The following is a 12,312-nucleotide window of genomic DNA, read 5'->3' on the forward strand; positions in this document are numbered from 1 at the left end:
GTTATTGTGTTTAAGTATACTTGTTATAGTAGGAAAGTATTTATAAAGGAAGGAAGGTATATATGTTACAAATTAAAAATGTAAAAAAGCAATATCAAACAGGAGAATATATTCAAACAGCATTAGATGATGTATCATTAAACTTACGTGATAATGAATTTGTTGCTATTCTAGGACCTAGTGGTTCAGGAAAGACAACACTATTAAATATAGTAGGGGGATTAGATCGTTATGATGAAGGGGACTTAATTGTTAATGCTATTTCAACTAAGAAATATAAAGATAAAGATTGGGATTCTTATCGTAATCATTCCATTGGTTTTGTATTCCAAAGCTATAATCTAATTGGACATCAATCAGTTTTAACCAATGTTGAACTAGCGTTAACTATTTCTGGTGTTTCAAAAGCACAACGAAGAAAAAAAGCAATTGATGCTTTAACGAAAGTGGGACTAGAACAACACATTCATAAAAAACCAAATCAATTATCAGGGGGACAAATGCAACGTGTGGCTATTGCTAGAGCATTAGTTAATAATCCTGAAATTTTATTAGCAGATGAACCAACTGGTGCTTTAGATAGTGAAACAAGTGTTCAAATTATGAATCTTTTAAAAGAAGTAGCAAAAGATCGTTTAGTTGTAATGGTTACTCATAATCCAGAACTTGCAGAAGAATATGCTACTAGAATTATTAAATTAAAAGATGGTAAGATTATTGATGATAATGATCCTTTTGTACCTCATCATGAACAAGAAGTAGCGGAGTATCAAAACATGGGGAAAGCTTCAATGTCTTTTCTTACTTCTGTCTCACTTAGTTTTAATAATTTAAAGACAAAAAAAGGTCGTACTTTTTTAACTGCTTTTGCAGGATCAATAGGGATTATTGGAATAGCTTTGATTGTTTCTATTTCTAGTGGTGTTAATACGTATATAGAAGATATTCAAAAAGAAACAATGAGTTCTTATCCAGTAACTATTTCATCTCAAACAATTGATTCTGATAGTATACTGGATACAAGACAATCTATGATTGATGATTTTATGGATGAATCATCAGAAGTGTTAGATGCTGTTTATGGAGATAATATGTATCTAGAAGCACAAGAATCTTTTAATACAAGTATTGTAGAAAATGATTTAACTAATTTTAAAGTTTATTTGGATGATCCTGATAGTGAGATTAATCAGTATGTAGGAGAAAACGGAGTTGTTTATACGTATGATGTTCAGTTTGATGTATATGCAACAGATAGTGAAGGAACTACTATTAATACAAATGATGATCCTCAAGAAGAAGAGGGAGTTAGTAGTAATGATGCTCAATTAGAGATGTTACAATCTTTATTAGGTACTTCTAGTTCAAGTGGTGCTGATAATTTTAGTGAATTAATGGCAAATTCATCAGGTGATGGAATTAGTAGTGTTATTAGTGATAGTTATGATTTATTAGCGGGAGATTGGGCTAGTGAATATAATGAAGTGGTTTTAGTATTAGGTAGTGATAATCAAATTTCAACTACTGTTTTATATCAATTAGGATTGATTACAAGAGATGAATATGATGCTATTTGTGATCAAATTAGTGATGGTGAAACAGGAGATATTCTTAGTTTTGATTATGATGATTTATTAGGATATACATTTAGTTTAGTACCTTATTGTGATTATTATAGTCAAGAAGATAATGGAACATTTAGTTATTCTACAGAGGACATAGATTCTTTACTTGATAATTCTATTGAATTATCTGTTGTAGGTATTATTAAATCAACAGAGGATGCTGTTAATGATACTATTGCTACAAATGTAGCATATACTAGTGCTTTAACTTCTTATATTATTGATTATACAGATGATAGTGCTGTTGTTTTAGCACAAGAAGAAGATGAATCAATAAATATATTAACTGGTGTTTCATTTGAAGAAGAGGATGATGATGGAAAAGTAGCTACTACTATTGAATATTTATCAAATTTATCAATAAGTGAAAAAGCTTCTGTTTATTCTATGATGATGAGTAATCAAACTTCTCAATTTACTAGTGAAGAACAAATGGCTACTGCTTTAGATTATTGGTTAGCTTCATCACCAGATCAAGAAGTATTATTAACTATTTATGATACTTATTTAGATCAAAATTCATATATTGATAACTTAAGTGCTTTTGGTAAAGTTAGTTATGATGCACCTTCTTCAATTAGTATTTATACAGATAGTTTTGAAGATAAAGATGCTATTTCATTAGCAATTGAAAATTATAATGAAACAGTGGATGAGGATGCACAAATAACATATACAGATTATGTAGCTTTATTAACATCTTCATTAACATCTATTATTGATGTAATAAGTTATGTATTAATTGCTTTTGTTTCTGTTTCATTAATTGTTTCATGTGTGATGATTGGTATTATTACTCATATTTCTGTATTAGAAAGAACAAAAGAAATAGGTATTTTACGTGCTATTGGTGCTTCAAAACGTAATATTTCTCAAGTATTTAATGCAGAGACACTAATTATTGGTTTATTTGCAGGAACAATTGGTATTGTAGTGACATTGTTATTAATAATTCCAATTAATTCTATTTTACATTTCTTGACAGCAAATGAAAGTATTAATGCAGTGTTGCCAATTAATGTTGGAATCATCTTAATTATGATAAGTGTGGTAATTACAGTATTAGCCGGTTTATTACCTGCTAAATCTGCTGCTAAAAAAGATCCAGTAATTGCCCTTCGAAGTGAATAAAATCATCAAAGAGAATAAAAAAATAGTCCCAAAGATAGAGTTTGCTCTATCTATGGGAACTATCTATTTATTTCTCTTTTTTTATACGCCTTGATCAATCATTGCATTAGCAACTTTTAAGAAACCAGCTATATTAGCACCAATAACAAAGTTATCTTCGACACCAAACTCTTTTGCAGTTTGTGAGATATCATGATAAATAGTTACCATGATTTCTTTTAATTTAGCGTCCACTTCTTCAAAAGTCCAACTTAGTCTAATTGAATTTTGTGTCATTTCTAAACCAGAAGTAGCTACGCCACCAGCGTTACTTGCTTTACCAGGAGCATAAAGAACTTTATTTGATTGCAATACTTCAATTGCTTTAGGAGTACATGGCATGTTAGCACCTTCTCCAAGGGCTAGACAACCATTATTAACTAATGTTTTTGCACCAGTCTCGTCTAACTCATTTTGTGTTGCACAAGGAAGTGCAATATCACATGCGACATTCCATATATTTCCACAACCTTCCGTATAACTAGCAGTAGGAACAGTATTTACATACTCACTAATTCTAGCACGTTTTACTTCTTTTAACTCTTTTATAAGTGCCAAATCAATTCCATTTTCATCATAAATATATCCACCTGAATCAGACATCGCAACTACTTTTGCTCCTAATTCAGTTGCTTTTTGACATGCATAGATAGCAACATTACCACTCCCTGAAATAACAGTCGTTTTTCCTTCAAATGATAAATTATGATCTTTTAACATAGCGTCCATTAAATAACATAGACCATATCCAGTAGCTTCTTTTCTTGCTAAAGAACCACCCCAATCTAAACCTTTTCCAGTTAATACACCAGTATATTCATTTTTTATTTTCTTATACTGTCCAAATAGATAGCCTATTTCTCTCGCACCAACTCCAATATCTCCAGCTGGAACATCCGTGAATTGTCCGATATGTTTGCTTAATTCCATCATGAAACTTTGGCAAAAACGCATAATTTCTCCATCAGATTTACCTTTAGGATCAAAATCACAACCACCTTTACCACCACCCATTGGAAGAGTAGTAAGTGCATTTTTAAATGTTTGTTCAAAACCAAGGAATTTGATAATACTTAAATTAACACTTGGATGAAATCTTAATCCACCTTTATATGGTCCAATTGCACTATTGAACTGCACTCTAAATCCACGATTCACTTGAATAATACCATTATCATCTACCCAAGGAACTCTAAACATAATTTGTCTTTCTGGTTCTACTATTCTTTCAATAACACCAGTTTTTAATAATTCAGGTCTTTTTTCAACAACTAGTTCTAATGAATCTAAAACCTCTTCAACTGCTTGTAAAAATTCACTATCATTAGGGTTTCTAGCTATTACTGCTTCTTTAATGTACTCTAATTTTTTCATTTTACATTTCCTCTCTATTTTGTAAGATAAATAAAATCACGTTTTTAAAATGTGAAGTATTCCTAATATAACATTGTTATGGACAAATAACAAAGAATTGAGTAATAAATATTAGTCTTTTCTAAATATTTTATGTGAAAAGTGGAACAACTCACACTTTTGTACTATAATAAATATAGATATATTCATCTATTTTTAGATTTGGAGGAAAACAATGAAAGATAATAAAAAATTATTTCAAATATATACAATTGTTTGGATTGTATTCTTTCTTGTACTAGTTGCTACCTTATTTAGAATGTATGGGGATGAACATATTATTAATTATACTGGTATTGTGAGAGGGTGTACTCAAAAAGTTATTTTAGGTGAAACACAAGGTATTGAGGATGATGAGCTAATAGCTTATGTAGATCAAGTTATTTATGATTTACAATCAGCTGAGGAATATAGTTCTTTTGATCTTCAGGATACTTATTATCAAGAACAACTTATTTATATTGATGATTTATGGTGTCAGATAAAAGAAGAGATTGAAGTTATTCGTTTAGAAGGAAGTTCTAATGATATTTATACGATTAGTCTTTTGCATTATGAAATATCTGATGATTTAGCTCATTATGTGGAAGATACTTCAGCTAAAGAATTAAGTGAGTTTTTTTATTTGTTTGGAATATCTTTTGGGTTTGCGATTGTTTTATTAATTTCTTTGTTTTATCATAATCGTAATAATTTGAATAAAATAGCAATGAAGGATAGTTTAACAAATATTTATAGTAGAGATGGATTTTCAAAACAATCGAAACATCTACTACAAAATTCATCAAAAGAACAATATGTTGTACTAGCTATCGATATTGTTGATTTTAAAATATATAATCATCGTTTAGGTCATAGTTTTGGAGATGAGATACTTTGTTTGATAGCTAGTTGTCTAGAAGAATTTGTAGGTCAAAATGGAATATGTTCCAGAATTAATGGTGATAACTTTAAGGTTTTTATTATAAAAAGAGATCATATGATAGAGGATATTAATACATATATAGTAGAAAAAATGCGTGAAAAAGGATTTTTGATGCTTGCCAAGGATATTCATTTTATATATAGTGCTTATGAGATTATTGATAATACAGAAGAAATAGAAGAAATATTAGGAAAAGTAAATTTAGCTCATTCTTATGCAAAAATAATGAATGCGAGAGAAGTAGTTTGGTATGATAGTTCTTTTATTAATCAAGTGCAACAAGAAGATGATTATACTTCTCGATTTAATGAAGCTATTGTAAATAAAGAATTTAAAATCTATTTACAACCTCAACTAAATCTAGAAACAATGCAAATTAATGCAGCAGAAGCATTAGTTAGATGGGAAGTAGAAGAGGGAAAGATTATTTTTCCTGATTCATTTATTCCTTTGTATGAAGGGAAAGGACTTATTCCTTTATTAGATTATTATATTTTAGAAGAAGTTTGTAGTTATCTTCAAGAGATTATGCTAGAACATCAAACATTTAGTATTGCGATTAACTTTTCTAGACTAACGTTAAGTACGGATCATTTTGTTACTTCTTTTTTAGAAATAGTAGAAAAGTATGGAATAGATGCATCTTGTATTGAAATAGAAATCACAGAAACATCATTAAATGAATTAAGTAATGAAGTCATTGAACAATTAGAAATACTTTCTAACAAAGGTTTCAAAATTGCAATGGATGATTTTGGGGCAGGATTCTCTAATTTGTGTTCTTTAACAGATATACCACTTAATATCCTTAAATTAGATAAACAATTTTTATGGAAAATGGATAGTTCAGGAAGTGTATCGGAAATTATAGAGAGTGTTGTTAAAATGGCACATAATTTAGATTTAAAAGTAATATGTGAGGGTGTTGAAACAAAAAAACACTTATCATATTTAAGAACAGTTGGATGTGATATAGCTCAAGGATATTTTATTAGTAGGGCAATACCAACAAAAGAATTTACAGAAAAATATCTTAGCACTAAAAAATAGCGATATGAAAACCACACCCATTATTGGATGTGGTTTTATAGCGTTATTTTTTGTTTACATAGCCAACTAGTAATCGAACATTTCCTTTCACTGTAAATGGTTTAGTGCTAATAGGAACAAACATACTTTGAGTATAGTTCATTTCTATACTTTCACCAGCACATTCTACTATTCCACTACCATTAACAAATGTAATAGTCATAAATATGTCATTATTTGTATCAAATGTTATTTCATCAACTACATCATAGATATCTACATGGAAGAATTCACTATCACAGAGTGTCTTCTTAGTCGTTTTATCATGTTTGATAAAAGGATTACTGATTTTTTCTGTTCTTTTTGTTAAATCAACCACATCAAAGCTTTTTTCTAAATGCAATTGCCTACCATTACCATTTGCATCTTTGCGATTATAATCATAGAAACGATAAGTAGTATTCGAATTAGTTCCTATTTCAATAGCAAAAATATTAGCTCCTAAAGCATGTAACATGGTTTCATCAATATAAATAAAATCTCCTTTTTCTATTGGAACCTTGCGTAAATATTGTTCTAAATTACCTTCTTTGATTGCTTTTTTTATGATGTTAGGATCATCACACAAAGTACCAGCAACTAAAGTAGCACCAGCTTCTGCTTCTAGAATATACCATGATTCAGTTTTCCCATTATCATTATCATGTTTTCTAGCATAATCATGATGTGGATGAACTTGAATTGATAGATCATCTTTTGCATCTAAATATGCAACACGAAGCATATCTTCTAATTCAAAATCACCAATCATTGCTTCTTTATGATCTTCTATCATTTCCAATAAATTTTTACCAGCATATTTTCCATTAAGAATAATGTTTTGACAGTAAGGGTGAGCACTTACTTCCCAAGCAGTTCCATAACCATCTTCTTTGTTTCTTATTGTTGTTAACTTATTATTAGCCCAAATAGTTTTATCATAAATAGACTTCATTTTTAATGGATACATATTTTCTCCATCCTTATTGATCAGCAAGGAATCCTGCTAATATTTCCCTAGAAGAACTTGTTCCTATTCTTGTTGCTCCTAATTCAATCATTTGTTTACATGTAGCCCAATCTCTAATACCTCCAGCAGCTTTTACCTGACAAGCACCATCTACTGTTTTCACCATTAATGCTACATCTTCCAAAGTAGCTCCACCAGTTCCAAAACCAGTACTAGTTTTAATAAAATCTGGTTTCACTTCTTTTGCAATTAATGCAACTTCTTTGATTTCTTCTTTCGTTAGATAACAGTTTTCAAATATTACTTTACATAATATATTTTTTGCTTTGCAAGCTGCTACTATTTGAGTCATCTCCTCTTTAATATAATCATATTGTCCTGCTTTTACTTTTCCTACATTCATAACATAATCAATTTCATCAGCACCATCTTCAATAGCTTGTTTTATTTCAAATACTTTTGATGCAATTGTTGTTTGCCCTAAAGGAAAAGCAATAGCAGCACCAACATGAACATCACAATCTTTTAAATACTCTTTACATACTGACACAGGGTAAGAATTAATGGCAACCATTGCTGTTCCCATTTCTTTAGCATCCTTACATAGTGCTCTTAAATCATCATCAGTAGCAAAAGCTTTTAATAATGTATGATCAAAAAACTTCGCTAATTGCTTCTCATTTTCAATTTTAATACTCATTATTATCCCTCCTTAAATGTAACTACATTATAACATACAAGATAGGATAGTCAATCTATCTTCATGACAGATAACTATCGCTATTAAAAAGATATCAGTAGTTTTTTTTATATTGCTTAAGTGGTATAGTATATATAAGCACAATAGCTACATGTTTAAATAATATCTAAATAGAGATATAGTTATTCTTTAAGAAATTGATGTTATTTTAACAGTGAGCTTTTTAATAAAAGGTTCTTAGAAATCATACATAAAAGGGGAGAGGAATAAGAATATGGGCAAACGTAAAATAATATTAATAATTAATGGGGTCTTATTTTTAGGACTAGTTATTTTTACATATGGAACTATTTTAACACTATTAAATGATGATTCGATTTCTATTAGTGATAAAAATGAAATTGCTTATATTGACTTTTCAACGGAAGTAGTTGAATTGCAAAGCGATATTTTTGAATGGTATCCTAGTGTATTATACACAAGTGAAGATTTTGAATATGATGTAATTGCAATCGCAGATGATGATGCATTATATGGAACATATCGAGTCACTTTGGATTTAGAAGAAGGCGAAACATATATGATAGCTGGACAAAGTGCTGACTATGCTCAAAATGTATGGATTAACGGAGAACTTTTGTCACAGGTAGGTGTTGTTAGTGATAATGTTGATGACTTTGTAGCTGAGAAAACAGAGTATTCTATTACATTTGTTGCAGGTGAGGAAGAAGTTGAGATTATTATTCAAAGTGCTTATTTTAACCATGTTAATGGCGCAGTAGAGTCATTGTACCTAGGGGATCCAGATTTAGTGGTGGATTTAACAGTAACTTATTATATGCATGAAACTTATATTTTAGGAGCTTTAGCTTCGATAGGATTATTTTTTATAGGAATGTATGCTTTCTATTATAAGGATGTTAGTTTATTATTCTTTGGTCTTGCTTGTTTTGCTGTATCATTAAAAACAGCATTGTATGGAAATTCGATTATGTTAATATCACCATCATTAAATTGGTATCTTGGACATCGGTTAGAGTGGATTTCGGTATTTGCTTATTTTTTCTGTTTATTTATGTACTTAGATGCAGTATTTCATTGGATGATTAATAAAATAGCAATGATAATAGGTTTATCTATATTAGTGGGATTATCTATGTTCTATATGGTTACTCCTTCTTATATATATTCTAGTTATTTAAGTGAAATGGTAGTAGTATTAACATTAACTATTTTATTTTTACTTGCAAATGGAGTTTATACATTTATAAAATATGATGGTCTTAAAACAAAAACTCAATTTTTAACTCTACTTTCTGTTATTCTTTTATCTTTGGCAGCCGGATTAGAACGTTTATTATATCCAAATATAGTTATTAATATTTTAGCACCTACAACCTTAGTAGTAATCTTTATTAATGCAATCATTTTTACTTTTAGTTTTACTAACACAGATAAGCAATTATTTATTGCCTCTCAAAAAGAGGCAGAGATTAATAGTAGAAATAATATGTTAGAGAACTTGAATTTACTAAAAAATGACTATATGAATACAATAGCTCATGAATTAAAAACTCCTCTAGCGGTTATTACTGGATACTCTCAATTAACGCAATTGCAAATCAATGAAAATAAAATTAATGAGGAAACAATAGCAAATTTAAAAACAATATCCAATGAAGCAATGCGTTTGTCAAACTTGGTTTCTAAATTATTAACAGTAACATTAGATGCACATTCTTCAACAGAAAAAACAAAACAAAACTTATATCAATTAATAGAAGAAATGTCCACTATTTTAAAGCCTATTTTAGTTAAAAAAGGGAATATTATTATTAATGATATTGAAGCTGATATTAATGTTAGAATTAATTATGAAATGATTTTACAAGTTTATATCAATTTGGCAGTAAATGCGAATCGACATTCTAAATCAAGTGTTATTACTTTTAGTAATGATTCAGTAATTGATAATAGGGTATTAGTTCGTGTGGTTGATACGGGAACAGGAATTAGCGAAGAAATTCTACCACATATCTTTGAAAAAGGATTTAGTCATGATGGTAGCAGTGGTCTAGGTTTAGCAATTTGTCGTGATATTGTAGAAATGCATAAAGGCGAATTACAGGTAGAAAAGACAGGTCCATTAGGTACAAGTTTTGCTTTTACATTACCGATATATATTGATGAGTAGATTAAATTCGGATGAATAAATACTTGAATAATCATCAAAACAGGTATACGATATAAAAATAGGGGTGATTGTATGGCTAAAATATTATTAGTAGAAGATAACTTAGATATTATGAATTTTAATACTTCTTTATTAACTATGAAAGGATACGAAGTTCTGTGTGCGACTACTCTCAAGAAATGTGGAGAGTTATTATCTTTTCATCAAGTTGACTTAATTGTCTTAGACATTATGTTGCCAGATGGAAATGGTTTAGATTATTGTAAGGTGATTAAAGAAAAAACAAATACACCAATATTAATGTTAAGTGCATTGGGAGAAAATAAAGATGTTATTGCTGGATTGAAAGCAGGGGGAGATGATTATTTAGCAAAGCCCTATGATTTTGAAATATTTCTAGCAAGAATAGAAGCAAGATTAAGATCTGTAGAAACTCAAAATCGCTTTATTTATTTTGGAAACCTAAAGTTAGATACAGAATCGATGACTGCTAATTTAGAAGGTGAAGATTTATATCTTACTAAAAAAGAATTTTCTGTTTTATTAGTATTAGCCAAGAATCCTAATTCTATTGTAGATAAAGAGAAACTTTATGAATCGGTATGGGGTGTTCCAATGTCAGGAGATAGTAGTGCTTTATGGACTGTTATTTCGAGATTAAAGAAAAAACTAAATGCAGAATTATCTGGTGTCACTATCTCTTTACAACGTTCAGAAGGCTATATTTTAGAAAAATTTTAATATATGAAACCAAACTTACAAATTTGCAAGTTTGGTTTTTTGTTGCTTTTTTTAAAGTATAGTATGTGTAACGAAGGCAGATAATGTTTATAAACTTGAGTTTATAACTAAGGGAGGTGGTTAAATTGCATTATATAAAGCGAATTTATAACTGCATATCATCTATTATGTTAGTTTGTTTACTCTTACTTCTATTTTTATTAATAGGAGTGAGGTTGTTTGGTTATTACCCTTATGTTGTATTATCTGGCAGCATGGAGCCGTTATATCAAACAGGATCTATGGTCTATGTAGAAGAAGTAACAGCAGAAGAAATTGAAGTAGGAGATGTTATTACTTTCTATATGATAGATAACGCAACTATAGTAACTCATCAAGTAATAGAAATAGATGAAATAAATGGATATTATTATACTCAAGGCTTAGCCAATGAAACAGCAGATGGATTACCAACAACAATAGAAAGTATTATTGGTAAATCAAGCTTTTCTATCCCATATCTTGGGTTTATCGTAGCATATTTAACAACACCACCATGGAGCTACATCTTAATAGGATTAGTGTTGATGTGGATGATAGGTGTTCATATGATTGATCTTTGGGAGAAAGATAAAAAAGAAAACATGAATCAACTAAATAGAAAAGATTTAAAAGTGTATTAAGAAATAATAGGGAATGGTTCCGACAAGAAAGAGGAGAAAAAAATGAGAAAATATGCAAAACCAATTACAGCGTTATGTTTAGTGGTGTTATTAACGATAGGAGCTACAATAGCTTACTTAACAGATCAAACAGATGAAATTACAAATAGCTTTACAGTAGGAGAAAATGTAGATATTGAATTAGTAGAAACAGATAATGATTATAGTTTAATACCAGGTGAAACTTTCACAAAAGACCCAACAATCTCAGTTACAGGGGATGATGCATATATCTTTGTAGAAGTAATTGAAACACTGCCAACTGCAGCATTAAATAATGATGAATTCTCATTTGCTGATTATGTAACTTATGAAATTAATGGTTCATTTTTAGTAGATCCGTTAGTTGAAGGGGGTTCATTCTATGCTGGAGGATATACAGCTGATGCTATAACAACAAATTGGTATTGGAGTTTAGTTAAAACTTCTGCTTCAACTGTAAGTTATTACGAAGGAGAAGCGGGTGATACTTATACAACAATTACTTATGTATATGCTTTAGTAGATGGAGATGGATATTTACTTTCAGTTTCAAGTTTAGATCAGATGACTAATCTAGACGAATTAACAAACACTACTGATTTGTATGTTGCAGCTGAGTTTCCAATTTTATTAGATGATGAAGTAACTATCAATGATAAATTAACGCAAGCAATGCTTAATTTACTGCTAAATAATAATACAACTGAAGATAATACGGACACTCATACAGTAGACTTATCATTTATAGGATATGCTATTCAAAGTGATAACATTCTAAATACGGAAAATTTAGAAATAGTATTTAGTTATATAAAATAAAACA

At 29.5% G+C, this 12,312-nt stretch carries 9 protein-coding genes; 6 read left to right on the top strand and 3 right to left on the bottom strand.

All coding sequences use genetic code 11. The annotated features are described in order from the left end of the window. The first annotated feature begins 62 nt into the window (after nt 1-62). Nucleotides 63-2,756 carry an ABC transporter ATP-binding protein/permease gene (locus tag LRR82_RS03235; RefSeq protein ID WP_249030067.1) on the top strand — a complete coding sequence of 898 codons (2,694 nt, stop codon included), beginning with the start codon at nt 63-65 and terminating at the stop codon, nt 2,754-2,756. A gap of 81 nt (nt 2,757-2,837) precedes the next feature. On the opposite strand, the gene gdhA is transcribed toward LRR82_RS03235, so the two are convergent. Next, complete coding sequence (gene gdhA, locus LRR82_RS03240) at nt 2,838-4,169, bottom strand: NADP-specific glutamate dehydrogenase (protein ID WP_249030068.1); 1,332 nt, start codon at nt 4,167-4,169, stop codon at nt 2,838-2,840. Nucleotides 4,170-4,383: 214 nt separating this feature from the next. Here gdhA and LRR82_RS03245 point away from each other — a divergent pair, with 214 nt between their 5' ends. Further along, complete coding sequence (locus LRR82_RS03245; RefSeq protein WP_249030070.1) at nt 4,384-6,183, top strand: putative bifunctional diguanylate cyclase/phosphodiesterase; 1,800 nt, start codon at nt 4,384-4,386, stop codon at nt 6,181-6,183. A gap of 43 nt (nt 6,184-6,226) precedes the next feature. Here LRR82_RS03245 and LRR82_RS03250 read toward each other — a convergent pair whose 3' ends face one another. Both LRR82_RS03250 and deoC read right to left on the bottom strand, forming a co-directional pair. Next, complete coding sequence (locus LRR82_RS03250; RefSeq protein ID WP_249030073.1) at nt 6,227-7,171, bottom strand: type I phosphomannose isomerase catalytic subunit; 945 nt, start codon at nt 7,169-7,171, stop codon at nt 6,227-6,229. 13 nt (nt 7,172-7,184) lie between these two features. Continuing rightward, a complete protein-coding gene (deoC, locus tag LRR82_RS03255) occupies nt 7,185-7,871 on the bottom strand; it encodes a deoxyribose-phosphate aldolase (RefSeq protein WP_249030074.1) in 687 nt (228 codons plus the stop codon). A gap of 274 nt (nt 7,872-8,145) precedes the next feature. On the opposite strand from deoC, the gene LRR82_RS03260 reads away from it, so the two are divergent. The 4 genes from LRR82_RS03260 (at nt 8,146) to LRR82_RS03275 (ending at nt 12,308) form a co-directional block, all read left to right on the top strand. Beyond that, on the top strand, nt 8,146-10,065 hold the full coding sequence (locus tag LRR82_RS03260; RefSeq protein WP_249030075.1) for a sensor histidine kinase: 1,920 nt from the start codon (nt 8,146-8,148) through the stop codon (nt 10,063-10,065). A 72-nt stretch (nt 10,066-10,137) separates the two neighbouring features. Then, nucleotides 10,138-10,806: a response regulator transcription factor gene (locus LRR82_RS03265; RefSeq protein ID WP_249030077.1), complete on the top strand. Its 669-nt coding sequence runs from the start codon at nt 10,138-10,140 to the stop codon at nt 10,804-10,806. Nucleotides 10,807-10,931: 125 nt separating this feature from the next. Further along, the gene (locus LRR82_RS03270; RefSeq protein ID WP_249030078.1) at nt 10,932-11,468 is read left to right on the top strand and encodes a signal peptidase I; all 537 of its coding nucleotides are present in this window, start codon (nt 10,932-10,934) and stop codon (nt 11,466-11,468) included. Nucleotides 11,469-11,510: 42 nt separating this feature from the next. Then, entirely contained in the window at nt 11,511-12,308 is a 798-nt protein-coding gene (locus tag LRR82_RS03275; RefSeq protein ID WP_249030079.1) for a SipW-dependent-type signal peptide-containing protein, read from the top strand. Nucleotides 12,309-12,312 lie beyond the last annotated feature (4 nt).

Origin of the sequence: Tannockella kyphosi, from assembly GCF_021054785.1 — a bacterium.
Taxonomy (GTDB): domain Bacteria; phylum Bacillota_I; class Bacilli_A; order Erysipelotrichales; family Coprobacillaceae; genus Tannockella; species Tannockella kyphosi.

Excerpts from the sequence above, each read along its gene's own strand:
- LRR82_RS03275 (WP_249030079.1), top strand. The coding sequence starts at position 11,511 with ATGAGAAAATATGCAAAACCAATTACAGCGTTATGTTTAGTGGTGTTA.
- LRR82_RS03260 (WP_249030075.1), top strand. The coding sequence starts at position 8,146 with ATGGGCAAACGTAAAATAATATTAATAATTAATGGGGTCTTATTTTTA.
- LRR82_RS03235 (WP_249030067.1), top strand. The coding sequence starts at position 63 with ATGTTACAAATTAAAAATGTAAAAAAGCAATATCAAACAGGAGAATAT.
- LRR82_RS03265 (WP_249030077.1), top strand. The coding sequence starts at position 10,138 with ATGGCTAAAATATTATTAGTAGAAGATAACTTAGATATTATGAATTTT.
- deoC (WP_249030074.1), bottom strand. The coding sequence starts at position 7,871 with ATGAGTATTAAAATTGAAAATGAGAAGCAATTAGCGAAGTTTTTTGAT.
- LRR82_RS03245 (WP_249030070.1), top strand. The coding sequence starts at position 4,384 with ATGAAAGATAATAAAAAATTATTTCAAATATATACAATTGTTTGGATT.
- gdhA (WP_249030068.1), bottom strand. The coding sequence starts at position 4,169 with ATGAAAAAATTAGAGTACATTAAAGAAGCAGTAATAGCTAGAAACCCT.
- LRR82_RS03250 (WP_249030073.1), bottom strand. The coding sequence starts at position 7,171 with ATGTATCCATTAAAAATGAAGTCTATTTATGATAAAACTATTTGGGCT.